General features: G+C 32.0%; 15 protein-coding genes. 8 read left to right on the top strand and 7 right to left on the bottom strand.

What is annotated here, in order from left to right:
* Positions 1–53 precede the first annotated feature (53 nt).
* The 3 genes from EI427_RS06400 to EI427_RS06390 form a co-directional block, all read right to left on the bottom strand.
* On the bottom strand, positions 54–1,127 hold the full coding sequence (locus EI427_RS06400; protein ID WP_126612838.1) for a DUF4856 domain-containing protein: 1,074 nt from the start codon (positions 1,125–1,127) through the stop codon (positions 54–56).
* 192 nt (positions 1,128–1,319) lie between these two features.
* Positions 1,320–2,618: a phosphopyruvate hydratase gene (gene eno / locus EI427_RS06395; RefSeq protein WP_126612836.1), complete on the bottom strand. Its 1,299-nt coding sequence runs from the start codon at positions 2,616–2,618 to the stop codon at positions 1,320–1,322.
* 271 nt (positions 2,619–2,889) lie between these two features.
* Positions 2,890–3,480, bottom strand: coding sequence for an HAD family hydrolase (locus EI427_RS06390; RefSeq protein WP_126612834.1), 591 nt, complete (start codon positions 3,478–3,480; stop codon positions 2,890–2,892).
* A 458-nt stretch (positions 3,481–3,938) separates the two neighbouring features.
* Between EI427_RS06390 and EI427_RS06385 the strand changes: the two genes are divergently transcribed.
* On the top strand, positions 3,939–6,854 hold the full coding sequence (locus tag EI427_RS06385; RefSeq protein WP_126612832.1) for a ligand-binding sensor domain-containing protein: 2,916 nt from the start codon (positions 3,939–3,941) through the stop codon (positions 6,852–6,854).
* Positions 6,855–6,902: 48 nt separating this feature from the next.
* Here EI427_RS06385 and EI427_RS06380 read toward each other — a convergent pair whose 3' ends face one another.
* The 4 genes from EI427_RS06380 to EI427_RS06365 all read right to left on the bottom strand — a co-directional run bounded on the left by EI427_RS06380 (position 6,903) and on the right by EI427_RS06365 (position 12,198).
* Positions 6,903–8,480, bottom strand: a complete 1,578-nt coding sequence (locus EI427_RS06380; protein ID WP_126612830.1) for a M28 family peptidase — start codon at positions 8,478–8,480, stop codon at positions 6,903–6,905.
* 63 nt (positions 8,481–8,543) lie between these two features.
* Complete coding sequence (locus tag EI427_RS06375; RefSeq protein ID WP_126612828.1) at positions 8,544–9,029, bottom strand: Lrp/AsnC family transcriptional regulator; 486 nt, start codon at positions 9,027–9,029, stop codon at positions 8,544–8,546.
* A gap of 140 nt (positions 9,030–9,169) precedes the next feature.
* The gene (locus tag EI427_RS06370; protein WP_126612826.1) at positions 9,170–10,495 is read right to left on the bottom strand and encodes an N-acetylmuramoyl-L-alanine amidase; all 1,326 of its coding nucleotides are present in this window, start codon (positions 10,493–10,495) and stop codon (positions 9,170–9,172) included.
* Between the two features lie 377 nt (positions 10,496–10,872).
* A complete protein-coding gene (locus EI427_RS06365) occupies positions 10,873–12,198 on the bottom strand; it encodes an aspartate kinase (RefSeq protein ID WP_126612824.1) in 1,326 nt (441 codons plus the stop codon).
* A gap of 297 nt (positions 12,199–12,495) precedes the next feature.
* Between EI427_RS06365 and EI427_RS06360 the strand changes: the two genes are divergently transcribed.
* The 7 genes from EI427_RS06360 to EI427_RS06330 all read left to right on the top strand — a co-directional run bounded on the left by EI427_RS06360 (position 12,496) and on the right by EI427_RS06330 (position 19,490).
* Positions 12,496–13,257 carry a carbonic anhydrase family protein gene (locus tag EI427_RS06360; protein ID WP_126612822.1) on the top strand — a complete coding sequence of 254 codons (762 nt, stop codon included), beginning with the start codon at positions 12,496–12,498 and terminating at the stop codon, positions 13,255–13,257.
* A 136-nt stretch (positions 13,258–13,393) separates the two neighbouring features.
* Positions 13,394–14,707, top strand: a complete 1,314-nt coding sequence (locus EI427_RS06355; RefSeq protein ID WP_126612820.1) for a sigma-54 interaction domain-containing protein — start codon at positions 13,394–13,396, stop codon at positions 14,705–14,707.
* A 16-nt stretch (positions 14,708–14,723) separates the two neighbouring features.
* Entirely contained in the window at positions 14,724–15,086 is a 363-nt protein-coding gene (locus tag EI427_RS06350) for an Hpt domain-containing protein (RefSeq protein ID WP_126612818.1), read from the top strand.
* Between the two features lie 80 nt (positions 15,087–15,166).
* Entirely contained in the window at positions 15,167–15,547 is a 381-nt protein-coding gene (locus EI427_RS06345) for a Rid family detoxifying hydrolase (protein ID WP_126612816.1), read from the top strand.
* Between the two features lie 107 nt (positions 15,548–15,654).
* Positions 15,655–17,748 (top strand): phosphate acetyltransferase, encoded by a 2,094-nt coding sequence (gene pta, locus EI427_RS06340; RefSeq protein ID WP_126612814.1) that lies wholly within the window; start codon positions 15,655–15,657, stop codon positions 17,746–17,748.
* Between the two features lie 120 nt (positions 17,749–17,868).
* Entirely contained in the window at positions 17,869–19,077 is a 1,209-nt protein-coding gene (locus EI427_RS06335; protein ID WP_126612812.1) for an acetate/propionate family kinase, read from the top strand.
* Positions 19,078–19,205: 128 nt separating this feature from the next.
* Positions 19,206–19,490: a TIGR03643 family protein gene (locus EI427_RS06330; protein ID WP_126612809.1), complete on the top strand. Its 285-nt coding sequence runs from the start codon at positions 19,206–19,208 to the stop codon at positions 19,488–19,490.
* Positions 19,491–19,521 lie beyond the last annotated feature (31 nt).

Here is a 19,521-nt window from a genome sequence, read left to right as displayed (position 1 = left end):
ACGATAACAAAATGTTACCGTGATCTATTAATATTTTGCAAAAATAGTAAATACTATAAATTATTCACTACTTCATCAGAAAAACCGTATGTAGATTTTAATGCTGCTTTCACTGCAGTTATATCGTCTGAAGAAACGTCATTAACGCTATCTCCTAACAAATCAATTATGTTACTAATTTCAGATGATGAAATCACTTTAGAACTATTGTATTGTAAACACCATGCAAAAGCAAGTGCTTCAGACCAATGGTGCATTTGATCTCCAACTTCTGTATCTGTTGCTAATGAATTTAAATAATGGATTACATTAATAGCTACTAATTCTTCCCATTTTGCTATAATAATATCTCTTTGCTTATTTCTTTCTTCATAATCTTTAGAAGCAATCGCTACACGACCTGCAATAAATGCATTAAATATATCTCCTGAAACATCATATACATCAGCTCTTGATTTTGCATATTTTGCCCAATACCAATTTTTTGCTTCAGTATTGTCAGCATAATCTGTTGCTGCACCAAAATAACCGAAACCTTCGTCCCAGTAATGTTCCATTGCAGTTCCTTCACCTTCCTCAACAGTTTCGTTATCAGCACCATCCAATTTCTCGTTTGTTAAGTAATTAGATACTGATTGGTAATACAAAGTAGCACCCATTAAACCTTTAGCAACCATTTGTGCTGGCTCATGACCATTTACATTAAATAAACGTCCTCCATTGATATTATCTTGGTTTCCAGAAGCATCAGCAGCAGAAATAAAATAAGTTGGAATTTTACCATAAACATTTACTTTTAAATCTGTATCATTAGCGGTTTTGCTTTCTACATCTTTTGAAGATCCAAACAAATCACCTGATTCATTTGTATAGATAGCATTCATATCAGATGTTGATAACTTTGTTACGCCATCATTTCCAGATTTAATATATCTTTCTAGAGAATCCAACATTTGAATACGAGCAGTTTGACCAGAATAATTTACGTGCTCGAATGTGTAAGTAGTTGGAATTTCAGGAGTGATTATATCGTTGATAGCATCCTCCACTTCTGAACATGAAAATAAAGAAGTTGCAATCAAAGTAGATGCGATAATTGTCTTTTTAAGTGACGAAGAAATTGTCATAATGAAAAAAAATGTTTGTTATTTTTATACAGGAACAAACTTAGATCTTATTAAGATTAATTACAAATAATAAGTTAATTTATTTAAACTAATTTTAAATAAGGTAAAAAAACTACCCTTACATACAAAAAAAAGGGCATTCCTATAAAGGAATGCCCCACCTGATTACTCAGAATATTTTCTAACTTCTAATTAGAAGTTGAATTTTTGCTTGAATGCGTCAAGACCTAAGTACTTAGCAGTAGAACCTAATTTTTCTTCAATACGAAGTAATTGGTTATACTTAGCCATACGGTCAGAACGAGAAGCTGAACCAGTCTTAATTTGACCACAGTTCAACGCTACTGCTAAATCAGCAATAGTGTTATCTTCAGTTTCACCAGAACGGTGAGACATTACTGAAGTATAACCAGCTCTGTGAGCCATTTCTACTGCAGCAATTGTTTCAGTTAAAGAACCAATTTGGTTTACTTTGATAAGGATAGAGTTCGCAATATCGTTATCGATACCTTGACCTAAACGCTCAACATTAGTAACAAACAAATCGTCACCAACTAACTGAACTTTATCACCTACTAATTCAGTAAGAACTTTCCAACCATCCCAGTCGTTTTCGTCCATACCATCTTCGATAGATGTGATAGGGTATTTTCCACACAATTCAGCTAAATACTCAGCTTGCTCTTGTGAAGTTTTTACACCACCTTTCATATCTTTGAATTTAGTGTAGTCGTATTTACCGTCTACATAGAATTCAGCTGATGCACAGTCAAGAGCGATAGTAATATCTTTACCGAACTCGTAACCTGCATTTTTAACTGCTAATTGAACAGCATCTAAAGCATCTTCAGTTGAATCAAAAGCTGGAGCAAATCCACCTTCGTCACCTACTGCAGTAGAAAGTTCACGGTCGTGAATAACTTTCTTTAAAGAATGGAATACTTCAGCACCCATACGGATAGCAGTAGTAAAATCTTTAGCTGATACTGGTTGGATCATGAACTCTTGGAATGCGATTGGAGCATCTGAGTGAGAACCACCGTTGATGATGTTCATCATTGGAACAGGTAAAGTGTTTGCAGAAACACCACCTACGTATCTATATAAAGGAAGACCTAGTTCTGCTGCTGCTGCATGAGCAACTGCAAGAGATACACCTAAAATTGCATTTGCACCTAATTTCGATTTGTTTGGCGTACCATCTAAATCGATCATAGCGTTATCGATAGCATTTTGTTCAAATACTGAAGCACCGATTAACTCTTCTGCAATAATTTCATTAACGTTTTCAACTGCTTTCAAAACTCCTTTTCCAAGGTATTCTGATCCACCGTCACGTAACTCAACAGCTTCGTGCTCACCTGTTGAAGCTCCTGAAGGAACTGCAGCACGGCCAACTGTACCTGTTTCTGTTGTTACATCAACTTCAATTGTAGGATTACCTCTTGAATCAAGAATTTGTCTTGCGTGAACGTCTACGATTAAACTCATGGTCTCGTAATTTTTTTATTAATGATTTTTAAAAACAGTTCAATATTAGGGAACAGAAACGTCTTAAAACATGACTATTGTCAGTCTATAACAAAGACCTTAATAAGTTTCTAAATGTTTCTTTAATAATCCTTTGTTTATGACCAATTTACACACCTTTTACGACAATGTTTAAAGACATACAAAAAGTAATAAATTAACATTTATTTAATCTTTAATTATTATAAGTGTAATTTCAACATATTAATAATCAATAATATAGATCTCTTTTTTACAAATATTCTCTTACATCAACTACTTTCATACCAGCTGCTAAAGCAGCATCAATACCCGGCTGACCATCTTCAAATACTATACAATCTTTAGGTAAAACGTTTATGAGGTCGGCACATTTAAGAAAAGTTTCTGGAGAAGGTTTAGGTTCTGACACATCATCTGCTCCTACCAAAGCATCAAACATACCAACAGCATCAATTGCTTCTAATGTATGATCTATAAGTAATTTTATATTTCCAGTACCAATTGCCATTGGTAGTTTCCCTTTATATTTTTTTGCGATATCAAATACTATATCTATTGGTTTTACAGCCCTTGTTAAATTTAAATATTCTTGTTCTTTATCATCAGACATTTTTTGTACTTCTAATTGCATATTATTCTCAGCAGCAATTTTCAGCACAATTCTTTCTGTAGACATTCCTGCCAACGAATAAAATTCTTCTTCTGAAAAATGGTAACCTACTTTTGCGAATGTTGCTTTCCAAGCTAAATAATGTGTAGGCATTGTGTCTGCAAGCGTTCCATCCATATCAAAAATAAGTCCTTTTACATCTGATGGAATTTCAATTTTCTTATTACTCATTTAAATTATTTTTATTGATAAGCGCTTTTCTATGTAAATCCCTCTTTTTAGGTATTTCATAAAAATCCATATCGTTATACTTTTGTTTTTAGCATTTTAAAAATGCTAATGTGTGCATTAAAACTATCATTTTCAAACTATTTACTATTGTATGTATTACAACGCGACTATTATAAGCAGTTCTAAGTTGTTGTCTGATGAGCTAATTATCAATCTAAAAGTAGCTTAATGTTATCTGCATAATGTATCCCAATACATCAACAGGTGATATCAATTCATGAGATAAGCACTCCGATTTATCAACCACTAACGTACTTTAACTACTCTCTTATTATTTTTAGCTATTCACTTCTGTTACCTTAGAATTTCAATAGAAATACTTGATTTAAAAATATTAATGAATCATATTACGTGTAAATACGACATTTTAATATATCTACTACAGCTTATTTTATTAAATGAAAGCAACTCTACTAACTAAATTTGCCTTGGGATTTTTGTTTCTAAATGTAATTGCGTTAACGACAAAAGCAACAGATCTCAAGCCTATTAAATTATCCTCTTTTTCCACTAAAAATGGGTTATCACAGAATAACGTTAACGATATTCTGTATGATAAGTATGGCTTTTTATGGATAGGAACAGATGATGGTTTAAATAAATTTGATGGGCATTCCTTTCAGAAATTCACCTCCAATTCCATAAATGGATTATCTTTTAGCTCAATCCGATGTTTAAAAAATGATCCTCTTGAGGATAAATTATGGATTGGCACCAATGGTAGTTTAGAAGTTTATGACTTTGAAACTAAAATTTTCACTAAAGTTAAAGTTCAAAACAAACATACCGTAGAAGATATAAAAGGCATCACTTGGTGTAATAATAAACAGTGGGTCGGTATAAATCATATTGGGTTATTTGTAAAAGATAAAGGCCTTGAAAACTATCAAAAAATTGAAGGTACAGAAGGTGCAATTCAGAGTATAGCGGCTTTTAAAAATACGCTCTTTTTAGCTTCTGACAAAGGGTTAATAACAATATCAAATAGAACTTTTTCGGAAATATCAATCCCAACCCTTCACCAATTTAAAAAACAAAATATATTTATTTTAAAGAGAATTAATAACCAACTTTTTGTAGGTACTAAAGATGGAAGTCTATATTCAATTGATAATCAGTTAAAGCCTCAAAAACTATATTCAGGAAAAAATAAAATTAAAACCGTTTCTCTCGATCATAAGCAAAATATATGGATTGGCACAGAAGGAAATGGAATTATTTTGTTAGAAAAAGCCAAGCAATACAAATCGTTTACACTTTTACACCACAAAAGTAATGGCAAAACAATTAATTATATCTACAAAGGTGTTGAGAATAATATATGGATTGGAACATTTGGAGATGGCTTGCAATTGTATAACGAAAGTGACCCTTTCTTTCTTTTCACGGAAGAAAAAACATACAGTTTAGGATTATCACACAATTCAGTCACATCAATTACTGAGGTAAAAGACAATCAATTATTTGTAGGTACTGATGGTGGTGGGGTTGATAAAGTGAACCTTAAAAATGGAAAGATAGAGAATGTCTTGTCTAATAAATTTGTGATTTCACTTGAAAAAAATGATGATAAAGTATGGGTAGGTAAATACCATGATGGTCTTTCCTATTTTGATAAAAACGATAAAATACATCAGTTTACTCTAAAAGACCAATTCGGGAAATCTTTATCAACTGATAACATTTGGGATATTCAATTTGATTTAGAAAACAATATGTGGCTCGCTACTACGGTTGGGGTCATAAAATACAATCAAAATACTGAAAGCGTTACACGTTACCTTCATCAGAATAATATAAAAAACACTCTCTCTAATAATGATACCCGAAAAGTATATTTAGATATTAAGGGGGATATCTGGATTGGTTCTTTTAACGGCTTAAATAAATACAACAAGGCAAATGACAACTTTGAACAATTGTATCTTAACCAAACAAAGAACGATAGTCTGAATACAAATAATGCAATAATCTCTATTTGCGAGGATAATAACTTTAATTTATGGATTGGTACTTTTGGAAATGGCCTTTGGAAATTAGATCGCCAAACGGATACCTTCTCTCCTGCTGCGATTAATCAACAATTGCCTAATCAAGTAATATATTCAATAGAAAATGATCTTGATGGTATTTTATGGCTTTCTACAAACAAAGGGTTAGTTGCATTTAACTCTCTAGAAAACACTATTAGGTGTTTTAGTGCTGAAGATGGATTACAAGGAAAACAATTTAATGTTGGTGCGTCTTTTTTATTAAACAATGGCAATTTAGCTTTTGGAGGAACAGAAGGCCTCAATGTTTTTAATGGTGTAAAAGCTATGCACTTCTTGCAAGAAAATCCAAATGTAAAAGTTACTTCTTTAACGCTCTATAATGAGTTTCAGAATGCAAATACTATGGATATATCGAACCAAGAATCCTTGCAATTACCTCCGCACCATAGAACTTTTAGTTTGGGATTTGTAGGACTCGATTATAATTATCATCACAATATAGAATACAGATATCGATTAAAGGGTTTTGAAGAACATTGGCATAAAAGTAAATCAACCAAAACAGTTATTTATTCAAATCTTTTGTATGGAAATTACTCTTTCGAAGTTCAATGTAGATATAAAGGACAAAAATGGGGTGAACTAACAAAAATTGAAGTACTGTTACAGGCCAATTATTGGGAAACACTTTACTTTAAACTTTCAATTGCTTTATTAATCGCACTTGCGCTCGTAGGTATTTACTATATCTATGTGAGGAATTTGAAAAAGCAGAAAGAAATGCTTGATCAGATGGTAAAAGAACGTTCTCAGGCATTATTGGCAAAAGAAATGGACATTCTTGAAATGAATAATCAAAAAGCTGAATTAATAAAAGAGGCTTTAGCAATGCGAGAAAAAGAATTAACCACACATGCATTACGCCTCGTTCACCTCAACACTTTAATTGATCATATTGATAAAAAATTAGAGTCAATCCAAAAAACTCCAGAAGAATTTTCCCCATCAAAAATAAATAGTATTCGAAGGGAAATTAAAGAAGTTGATGACCTTGAAAAAGATTGGAAAGTTTTAAACTCTCTTTTTGCAGAAGTACATAAACCTTTTATTGAGACCCTAACTAAAACACACCCTACACTTACAGAAGGTAACATTAGAATGTGTTATTTGATAAAATTGAACATGTCGAGTAAAGATATTGCTTCTATAATGGGAATTTCTTCTAATAGTGTAAAAGTAGCTAGAAAGAGGTTACGGAAAAGGCTAGAATTAGAAAGTGATGACAGTTTAGAAGAGTACATTATGAAAATGGGACAATAAAAAAAGGCCAACGATTTTACTTCGTTGGCCTTTCCTTTTTGAGATCAATTACTGATCGTTTGGTTTTTTATCAACAACAGGTCTTTGATCTCTGTTAGCCAACTCCCATGCTGTTGCAAAAACTAGCTGAGCTCTTTTTGCCATAGGTCCAAAAGTAATTTTATCTACTGTATCTGTTGGTTGGTGGTAATCTTCGTGCGTTCCATTAAAATAGAAAATTACAGGAATACCATGTTTTGCAAAGTTATAATGGTCTGAACGGTAGTAATATCTGTTCGGATCGTCTTTAGCATTGTACTTGTAATCTAAAGTAAAATCAGGAAGATATGTTTTTGCAACTTCTTTACTAATTTTATCAAGATCACTTGATAACATGTCAGATCCAATAACATACACAAAGTTTTCTTGCTCTTTATGTGCATCATCTCCCCTGCCAATCATATCGATATTTAAATCTGTAATTGTATTCTCTAACGGGAAAACAGGGTTTTCAGAATAATATTCAGAACCTAAAAGTCCTTTTTCTTCACCTGTAACTGTCATAAATAGAATAGAACGTCTCGGTCCTTTTCCATCTTTTTTTGCTTGTACAAAAGCATCTACTATTTCTATTAGACCCGTAGTACCAGAACCATCATCATCTGCACCATTGTGGATTTTACCATCAATAATACCAACATGGTCATAATGAGAAGTCACTACTAAAATTTCTTCTTTTAAATCTGTTCCTTCCATAAAGCCTAATACATTTTCTGTAGGCATTACTCTAGATTGATATTTTGCATCTATGGATACATTAAATACACGACCTGTTGCTGCAGATTTAGCCGATTTTAAGGCTTTAGCAATTGTCTTATTTAATTTCTTAGTATCTATTTCAAATGCTTCGTAAAAAGAAGAAGGCTTACCGAGCATTAAACCAAAGCTTTTCGCATTATCAGTTTCTGTTGGTTTTTTAAAAGATAAACTACCTTTCTTTATGTAACTACCGTAACGTTGAATTTGTGTATTAAAATCCTCGTCAGAATTAGGAAGAATAATAGCAAATGCCGCACCTTGTTCTGCTGCTAATTTTGCTTTTCTTCTTAGGCCATTCATTTTATTAGAAGCACCATATTCTTCTGGTGTTTTTTCAAAAAAGATTACGCCTTTATCTTTTACATCAAGGCCTTTGTAATCGTTTACCTCATCAGTAATTTCTCCATAACCTACAAAAACTACTTCAGCGTTTTCTTCAATTGAGAATTTACCATAGGGGAAAATATCTTCGAATAGATTTAAAGTATATCCATTCGTTTTTAAATAAAAATGAGAATATTTTTGTTGGTATAAATCAAATTGTTGGAAATAAGGATTAGGTACATCTTTAACTGGACCAACTAACCCTTGTTGCATAAAATATTTTGCAATATAATCTGCAGCCATTTTTTGTCCTCTTTCTCCTGTTTCTCTTCCTTCGTATTCGTCCGAAGCTAAGATTGAAAGGTGACTTTTAAGATCTTCTTGAGTAATTGTATTCATGTATTTCTCTACATCAGCTTTATCTGATGAGAGTTGAATGTCTTGTGCATTCAATGAAGACATTGCCATTGTTAAGGCAGCGGTGATTAAGAAGTTTTTTTTCATTAAAAATTGAACGGTATAAGAGGTTTAAATGTAAATTGTAGTAGAAAGTAGCTAGTATTTCCGTTAAGGAACTGGAATAGTGTGAGCATCTTTAGGAGATGATAAAACAATCATTGATTGTAGATCATCTACCTCTTTAATTTCACTTAATTTATTTAAAAGAACTCTCTGATATTCTTCTATATCTGTAGTGATTACTTTTAATAAATAATGACTATTACCAGTAACATGATGACATTCTATTACTTCAGAAATTTGATCAACTTGTTTTAAAAAAGAAGTATGATTTTCTTGATTATGCTTCTCAATTTTGACGTTCACGAAAGTTGTAACACCTAAGCCTAATGCTTTTGTATTTAATTTTGCGTGATAACTCTCAATAATACCTGAATTTTCAAGTTTTTTTACACGCTCTAACGTAGGCGCTGGAGACAAGTCAATCTCTTTAGATAACTGAGCGTTAGTTATCTTGGCTTGTTTTTGTAGTATATCTAAGATTCTTCGATCGGTCTGATCGAGTCTTAAAACTGCTTTCTTTAACGTTGACATTTTTGATTGTTTGTTATTTAAATATATATGTGTTGTTATTATGTTAGGTGCAATTTATTATAATATTTTGTTTTATACGAATTTGACCAACTAAAATTTCGGACAGATTGGTAATACAATACTTAAACACTATAAAACTACTAAGGTGTATTTTTGCTTTTTTGATAGTTTATATAATTCAAAATGCCATAAAAATAACTATTTGCCACTTCTATAACACGTGGAGCAATTTTTCCTTCAGCATAATTATTATTATTCAAGCCCTTGAGCTCGTCAACATTATCTTGTAATAGCGGTTCTCCATAGCACATAGGACTATTTAACAACCTACAGAGTCGTAAATTTCTAGCATAGATACCCGTACCTAACGGAAGACCTACCACCTTTAAATATTTTGGTTCAGTAATAGGATCTACAGCTGGCACTTTTAAATAATCGACAAATTCATCCATTATAAACTTACTTAGGTAGTAAGAATCTTTTGTATAATCACTTACCAAAATACGAAGAAAATCATACCTATCTCTTTTAGATGCAAGTTCATTTTTCATAAAAGAACCTGGCACAAACACCATACTAAAATTTCTTTCTGTGGGCTTCTTCCAACCTACATTTAATTCATCAGCATTATAATGAAGAACAACCGTTACATCAGGTTTAAAATAATTTATATTTTCTGCCCTTATTTCAAGGTCATCTTGTAAATAATATTGGCGGTAAATTCTTGATTCAGGAGCATGATTTATAACATGTAACATCTGCTTTTTAGTTAGCTTCTGTTCATGTAGTTTTGAACGTAAATATCTTTTTTTCCAAGATTGATAAGGAACTTTTGAGGCTCCAGTATTTCCTGCTATATCTCTAGTAAGGTAAACTTCTGCACCGTATTTGATTAATGAATCTCTTAAAATATAAGCCGTTGTCAGAGTAAGGTCTCCCTCTTTAAGGTTAACTTTTGATCCATCTTCTAACTTCATTTCCAAAAACCTTCCTTCAATTTTTGCCATATCCATATCTGCAGCAATATGACCAGGGTCTATTGCTATACGAATTCCCGAAAGTGGTTTCATGATTGAGGTAGGAACAAACGTTGTAATGCTTTTTAATATGTTTACCGTTTGTTTAAATTCTTGTGTAAATGGCTTTACTCCTTTTGATTGATACACTTCATACTGAAATGATCTATCACCATATTCAAAAACATCTTTTAAAGTACTTAGTTCGTTCCACCCAACATAAAATTCTGCAATACCCTGCTTTCTATGTTGAGGTGATGGATATATTGTAATCCCCCTATTCGTAATAGAAAAATACTCGTAAAGGTGAGGACTTTTAACTAAATACTTTTTTGCTCTACGTTTATAGTATTGTGCTAATTGAGAGTTCATTTGAGCATAAGAAGCCACTCCACTTAGTAAAAAACTAAGTAAGAAAGTAAGCATGATATGTCCAAATTTTAACTTCATTTATGGGAGTAAAAGTATTTGTCTGAGATGTGAATTATTTTTTAAACCTGTAAATATAGGTATAAGAAAAAAGTTAATGATATAATATATAAAATCTCATCACTTTATGTTGAATAATCTATAGTATTATCAAGATATAAACGATAAAACTTATATAATCTGCATAGGTACCACTTATTTTTTTGATAAAAAGTGAAATTTCAATCAAAATAGATACTAAATCAATTTATTATTTATTGTTAACTAGTTGATAAACTTTACTGTATACTTTAATTGTCAGTAAAACCTACTGTAATGAATCGTCAATTTTAAACATAAAAAAGTCACCTATTCCTTTAAAATAGATGACTTCTCTTTTATTTGAGGATGATTAGTAGTTATACTAATTCCACAGAATATAATTTTTGGTGCAATAAATTAAGTGCTTGATTCTTATATTGAGTTGGAATCAATACAGAAATATTACTCTTACTTCCACCATATGATATCATACGAATTGGTAAAGATTCCAATGCATCTACTACAGAAGATACCACTTTAGAATCTTCAACTAAAAGTTGACCAACAACACATACAATTGTTTGATCAGTGTCAACCTCAACACAACCAAAAGCCTCTAAATCTTTTACTATTGCTTCAAGATTTTCATCATTATCAATTGTAAGTGATACGGCTACTTCAGAAGTAGTAATCATATCAATTGGCGTTTTGTATGTTTCGAAAACCTCAAAAACATTCTTTAAGAAACCGTACGCCATTAACATTCTACTTGAACGTATTTTAATTGCAACGATTCCATTTTTTGCCGCAACAGATTTCACTGGAATTGATTCATCAGAAGTTGGTCCGATAAGAGTTCCAAATGCTTCAGGCTGCATGGTATTTTTTAGACGAACAGGAATATCTTTCTTTTGTGCAGGTAATACTGCTAAAGGATGAAGAATTTTAGCACCAAAATATGCTAATTCAGCAGCTTCATCATACGTTAAGCGTTCAACTGCTTTTGTACCTTCAACAAAACGAGGATCATTGTTATGCATTCCGTCAATATCAGTCCATATTTGAACTTCAGTTGCTTCAATACATGCACCAATAATGGATGCTGTATAATCACTCCCTCCTCTTTGTAAGTTATCAACCTGACCAAATTCATTAGTACAGATATAACCTTGTGTAATAAATAGATCAGTTGCTGGGTAAGTTGCAAGAACCTCTTTAATTCTAGATTCAATTTCATCGTACATTGGTTCCCCATTTTCTGTACGCATAAAATCTAAAGCAGGAATTAAAGCTGCATTTAAGCCTTGTTCAGCTAAATACATGTGCATTAATTTTGTAGAAATCAATTCACCTTGAGCATGAATTTCTCTTTCTTGAACTCCAGAAAAAGAAGCAACATCATAAGATCTTAATAAAGCGTATTTTCCTTCCATTAATTCATTTGCCTCAGCAATAGAATTTTCGTTTTGAAGAAGCTCATAAATGTGTTTATCATATTTAGGACGAAACTCCTCTACAAGCGACGCAACTAAAGTCTTGTCTCCTGCATAATAAGCATCACAAATACCAACTAAAGAGTTTGTAGTTCCAGAAACTGCTGATAAAACAACAATCTTAGACTCGCCACCTTTTACTAGACTTGCTACTTGGATCATTCTTTCTGCTGACCCTACTGAAGTTCCTCCGAATTTGTAAACTAACATCGCACTAACACTTTATATTTTTCTGTATTGTTATCTAATTAATAATACAAATATGATAGGTACTTGCCTCTAGAAGAAATAATAACGTTTAAAATACCTAAATAACACAATCTGTTATAAATAAAACAATCAACAACTTTCTACACACATTCCAAACAAATCGTTATAAATAACCATTTTTAATTATAGTGATGAATATTACCTAAATTTGTAATCGATAATCACCATAGCCAATATTTTTTTTAAAGACTTTTGTGATGTGTTATTTAAAGAGCTAATTGTATTATCACTTTCAATATGAAAAACTTACTCATAATTTTCACTTTTATAGGATTGTCATTCACTTCTTGTGATTCTACGCATACTACTTCATCAGAAAATATTGCGTACGCAGTCCCTACTGGAGAATTTGGAGACATTCAATCTCCAATTAATATTTTATCTACTTCTGTTGAAGGAGTTAAGAAATCGAAATTAAATTTGGATGTACACTGTAATGCTGTAGAAAATACAGGACACTCTGTACAACTTGACTTTGACAGTACTTCTCAACTAGTTTATGATGATGTTAGTTACAATTTTAAACAACTACATTTTCATACTCCATCGGAACATCAGATTGATGGTATTACTTACCCTATGGAAATGCATATGGTAAACGTACTTCAAAATGATTCTTCTGATAAACCACATTATTTAGTTATTGGCGTTTTATTTAAAATGGGAAAAGAAAATAAATTCTTGAATGAGTTTATTAATCGTATTCCTAAAGACCATACTGGTATTGTTAGCGTTAATAAGAATGAAGTTAATTTAGAAGACCTTTTTGGGAAATATGGTTGTGAAGAAATGAAGCATTATTACCATTATAATGGTTCTTTAACTACTCCTCCATATACAGAAACTGTATCTTGGCACATCAATCAAATAATTTTTGAAGCTTCTGCGGAGCAAATTCAAATAATTAATAAGATTGAAGGAAACAATGCTAGACATATTCAAGCATTAAAAGGAAGACATGTAGAAAAAGAAGATTTATTAGTTTCTTCAGTAAGATAACTAAGTAATCTTTATCTAAATATTATATCAAGAGGCTGAATATTAAATTCGGTCTCTTTTTTTGTTTAAAATTTTCTTATCACATTAAAAATTTTAAATTTATATCTTAAACTACTAGAATTTTTAGTACAACTATATGCAATTAGGCGTTCTATCTCGAACATATCATTTATCACAAATCATTTTAGAAAATAATAATTCTGAAGAAGATGTAATTAAATATTACAGCTCTTTTAAAGATTTCTTTAGTTCTGAAGTTATACCCAACGTCTTATTTATTGACGATACTTTAATCAATTTCGATTCGATAAAAAAGGAAATTAGACAGGTTAAAAAGAAATCTTCTGAGGTGCAACTCGTTGCTATTTCTAATGCGAATGATATAGATTATGCTGATGCACTTATAGATTGTGGTTTTGATTTTTATCTGCTTAATAATGATTTCTTTTTTAAAAGATTGCAAAAATGCTTAAATTCAGTGAGACACAACTTTTTTCAGTTACATGCCTCTACAGAAATAAGTGATATAATTAAGGGTGATTCTGAAGAAATTAAGAAAGTTTTTGAAGTAATTAAGAAGGCTTCAACGACAAAAATTAATGTAAATATTACTGGAGAAACAGGAACAGGTAAAGAACTTGTTGCACAAGCCATACATAAACAGTCTACTAGAAATCAGAACCCTTTTATTGCCGTTAATATTGCTGCAATACCCAAAGATTTGATAGAAAGCGAATTATTTGGCCATGAAGAAGGTGCTTTTACTGGTGCCACAAAACGTAGGTTGGGTAAATTTGAAGAAGCCAAGAATGGGACTCTCTTTCTAGATGAAATTGGTGAGCTATCTCTTGATTTACAGACTAAGTTACTTCGAGTTTTACAAGAAAACGAAGTAACACGGATTGGTAGTAATGAAGTTATAAAAACAGATATTCGGTTAGTTACTGCTACACATAAAAACCTTAGAAATGAAGTCTTCGAAAATAAATTTAGAGAAGACCTTTATTATAGATTACTAGGTTTGCCTTTAAATATACCTCCTTTAAGAGAGCGTAAAGGTGATATTTTAAATTTAGCAGAGCTATTTATAGAGGAAGCTTGTATTTATAACAAGATTACTCCTATTAAAAAATTACATGCCGATGCACAAAGAAAATTAGTAACGTATCATTTCCCTGGTAATGTCCGTCAGTTGAAATCTTTAATAGAGCTTTCTGTTATAATTTCTGATTTCAAGACCATAAGAGCAAGTGATTTGTTGATAGAAAATGAAGAAATTGAAGATATTTCACTCAAAAAAGAGCGTACTTTAGAAGAATATAACATAGAGATTATTGAATATTTTTTGAAAAAGTACAAAGGAAAGGTGAACTTTGTATCAGACAAACTTGAGATGAGTAAGTCTAAAATTTATAAATTGATTCAAGAAAAGAAATTATCCAAATATTAACATCAGCCTAATTACTATGAGTACCCCACAAAATAATAAGATGTACGACCTGTCTCAGTTAGAATTATTATCTAGAGGAGACGACTCATTTATTACTAAAATGCTCGATTCTTTTAATTCTACACTAAAAGAAGGCATTTCTGGTATTAACGAAGCAAAGAAATATAATGATTGGGAAAACTTGTCTAAGCAAGTCCATAAGTTAAAGCCCTCAATGCAAATTCTTGGTGTCAATTCACTTAAAGATTTAATCTGTTCTTTAGAGAATGACTACAAAACAGAAAATTTTAATGAGAACAGTTTGATTGAGAAAACTGATGCTTTTCTTGAAAATTGTAGAACTTTGTTAATACAAACACAGCAAATTTTACATAAATAATGTAAAAACTGACATGTGTCACTATGAGGGTAAAACTATCTATATATTTTTGTAGATCGTTTAATAATTATACCACTCTCATGAAAAAAATAATTTTCAGTGATTTAGCACCATCTCCGCTAGGTCCTTATTCTCAAGCTACTTTATCAAAAGACACTCTTTACGTATCTGGTCAAATAGGTATTGATCAGTCTACAGGTAATTTCATTAACGATTCTATTGAAAATGAAACACACCAAGTAATGAAAAACTTAGGCCATGTCTTGGCTGCTGCAAATATGACTTTCGAGGAAGTTGTAAAATGTAGCATTTTTGTACGTGATATGGATGATTTTGCTAAAATCAACTCTGTATACGCTACCTACTTTAAAGAAGAAACAGCCCCTGCAAGAGAAACTGTACAAGTTGCTCGCTTACCAAAAGATGTGGGTATAGAAATATCATGTATAGCCGTAAAGTAATTACGGTTTATTACATATAAATATTAGCATTTATCACAGGTCATCTATTTATTTTGACCTGTGATAAAAAAATAAACGAGAAATTATAAAACCACCATTAAAATCAAATGACAAATTCGATTTACATTAGCACAGCTGAGCCCAATAGTGGTAAAGCTTTAGTTGCTTTAGGTATTTTAGAGAATTCACTAAGAAAAAGTTCTAAAGTAGGATTCTTTAAACCAGTTATCGGGGACTATCAATCAGGAAAAGGAGATGAACATATTTCTTTGGTCATCGAACATTTTGGATTAAACCTAACTCACGAAGAAGCTTACGGTTTAACTTTAAAAAAGGCTAACGAGCTAATATCACAAGGTAAAAAAGACGAAATGCTAGAGATTGTTATCTCTAAGTATAAGAAATTAGAAGAGCGTTTTGATTTTATTTTAATTGAAAGTAGCGATTACAAAAATTCAATTACATTAGAACATAGCCTTAATATTGAGTTTGCTAAAAACTTAGCATCTCCAGTGTTGGTATTAACCAATGCAAATAATAAATCTGTTCACGAGTGTACTGATGCTCTTAGAGTATCTATTGATGACTTTAGTTCTAATGACTGTAAGGTTATTGGTGCTGTAGTTAACCGTGTTGAAGCAGATATCATAAATGAATTAAATGTAGTTCTTGCAGATAATTTTGCTCAGGAAGAAATGCTGTTAGCAACTATTCCTGGCGACGAAAGAATCTCTAGCCCTACTATTAGAGATATAGCAGAACATTTAAAAGCTAAAGTTTTATACGGAGAAGATAATTTAGATGTACTTGTAGACAATATCACTATTGCTGCAATGCAAATGCAAAACTTCTTACCTAAAGTAAAACCTAATTCTTTAGTTATCACACCAGGTGATAGAGGTGATATTGTTTTAGGAACAATTTCAGCTCACCGTTCTCAAAGTTACCCAAACATTGCAGGTATTTTATTGACTACAGGTTTAGCGCCAGATGAGTCGATTAAACGTGTAATTGAAGGTATGCAAGACATGATCCCTGTACTTTCAGTAGATCATAACACATATGTTACTGCAAATGATGCTAACGAAGTAACAGCATCTATGCGTGCAAATGATTTAACGCGTATTTCTTATGCAAAAGAGTTATTTGCGAAGCATGTAGATAACAAGTTATTAGATAACTTGCTAAGTACAGTTAAGGTGGAAGGAATGACACCTAAGATGTTCCAATACATGCTTACACAGAGAGCGAAACAGAAAAGATCAAGAATTGTTCTTCCAGAAGGAAACGATCCAAGAATCTTAGAAGCTTCTGCTATCTTAGCAACTCAAAATATTGTAGATATTATCTTATTGGGTAAAGAAGAAGAAATAATTGACGTTGCGCGTAACAACCACGTTAATATCGACTTCTCTCAAGTAGAAATTATCGACCCTGTAAAATATTCTAAATTTAATGAGTATGTAAATACTCTTTACGAATTAAGAAAGCATAAGGGAATGAACTTAGATATGGCAACTGATGCAATGTCTGACGTTTCTTACTTTGGTACTATGATGGTACAAATGGGTGATGCAAACGGTATGGTATCTGGTGCAGTACATACAACTGCAGCAACAATCCGTCCGGCATTACAGATAATTAAAACAAAACCAGGTACTTCTGTAGTATCTTCAGTTTTCTTTATGAGTTTACCAGATAGAGTTTTAGTTTATGGCGATTGTGCTGTAAACCCTAACCCTAACTCAGAACAATTATCAGAAATAGCTATCTCTTCTGCAGAAACAGCTATGTCATTCGGTATTGAGCCAAAAATTGCAATGCTATCTTATTCTTCAGGTGCTTCGGGATCTGGTGAAGAAGTAGAAAAAGTACGTAAAGCTACAGCAATTGCAAAAGAAAAACGTCCTGACTTAAAAATCGAAGGTCCAATTCAATACGATGCAGCTGTAGATGCAAAAGTGGGTGCTCAAAAAATGCCTGGTTCTGACGTTGCTGGTCAAGCAAATGTATTGATTTTCCCTGATTTGAATACAGGTAACAATACTTACAAAGCAGTACAAAGAGAGACTGGAGCATTAGCTATCGGTCCTGTTCTACAAGGTTTAAATAAACCAGTAAACGATTTATCAAGAGGTTGTTTAGTAGAAGATGTCTTGAATACAGTTATTATAACTGCTATCCAAGGTAACCAATCATAAAGTATTTTATGGCGGTTGAATAATAACAGCCTTTAGACATATTAAGATTACCTCTTCTATTAGGAGAGGTAATCTTCTTATTTTTGCACATTAATAATCATAATAACTCCTTATATTCAAATGAAAATTCTTGTAATCAACGCAGGTAGTTCTTCGTTAAAATACCAACTATTTGAAATGGAAGGTACTGTAGTACTTTGCTCAGGTATTGTAGAAAGAATCGGTTTAGAATCTGGTATCATAACGCACAAAACATTTGATGCCGAAGGAAATGCTACTAAAGTAAAAAAAGAGTTACCTATTCCTAATCACAATGTTGGCCTTACAGAAGTAGTGGCTTTACTTACAGATGGAGAAAATGGTGTAATTCAAAACACAGATGATATTCAAGCTGTTGGACACAGAGTTGTTCACGGTGGAGAGTTCTTTAATAAGCCTACAGTTATTACTACTGAGGTAAAAGAAAAAATTAGAGAATGTTTCCAACTTGCACCACTTCATAACCCTGCCAATTTACAGGGAATAGAAGATTGTACTAACATATTTGCTAAGGCAACTCAAGTAGCTGTATTCGATACTGCTTTTCACCAAACTATGCCTTCTAAATCATATCGCTATGCAGTACCTGCAGAATTATATGAAAAGAATGGAGTTCGTGTGTACGGTATGCATGGTACTTCTCATAAATATGTATCAGAAACAGCAATAGATTATTTAGGTCTTAAAGGAAAAAATTCTAAGGTAATTACAATTCACTTAGGTAACGGTTGCTCTATGTCGGCTGTACGTAATGGTGAGTGTATTGATACTTCTATGGGCTTCTCTCCTCTTGATGGCTTAATGATGGGTACTCGTTCTGGAGATATCGATCCTGCTGTCGTTTTCTATTTAATAGACAAATTAGGTATGAAATCTGATGATGTTTATGACTTGCTTAATAAGAAATCTGGTATGTTAGGTATTACTGGCGACAGTGATATGCGTGATATCGAAGCAAGATTTAATGCAGGTGATGAAGCAGCAATCTTAGGTTTACACATGTATACTTACCGTATTAAAAAGTATATTGGTGCTTACTTAGCGGCATTAAATGGTGCAGATGCTATCGTGTTTACTGCAGGTGTTGGAGAAAATGATCATGGGGTTCGTTTATTAGCAGCTAATGATTTAGAACATTTAGGCATTGCAGTTGATGTTGCCAAAAATGATAAGTTAAGAGCTTCTGATATTGAAGAAATTCAAACAGCTGATTCTAAAATTAAAGTGTTGGTTGTTCCAACTAATGAAGAATTAGAAATTGCTTTATTGACTCAAAAAATTATTGGATAATTTATTCCAATTCAATTTATACAGAAAGGTGAATCAGAAATGGTTCACCTTTTTTTTATGATTAATTATTTACCCTTGAATTCTAAAAACAATTAGATGGTGTTTCTGTTTTATATAAAATGATAAAAATGACAACACCGCAATTAACCTCTGAAGAAATTGACAGAATAATTCAAATGGCATGGGAAGATAGAACACCTTTTTCTGCTATAAAATATCAATTTCAATGTAGCGAAGCAGACGTTATTTCTATAATGAGAAAGGAACTTAAAAGATCAAGTTTTAACCTCTGGAGAAAAAGGGTACACTCCGTTACAAACCATAAACATATCAAAAAAAGGAACAATGAAATTTCAAGATTTAAATGTTCCAGACAAAGAATGATATCTGGTAATAAAATATCAAAAAGATAATCTAATCACCCACATCAATTGATCTATTCTC

Origin of the sequence: Flammeovirga pectinis, assembly GCF_003970675.1 — a bacterium.
GTDB lineage: Bacteria > Bacteroidota > Bacteroidia > Cytophagales > Flammeovirgaceae > Flammeovirga > Flammeovirga pectinis.
This window is presented reverse-complemented; position numbering and strand designations above follow the sequence as displayed.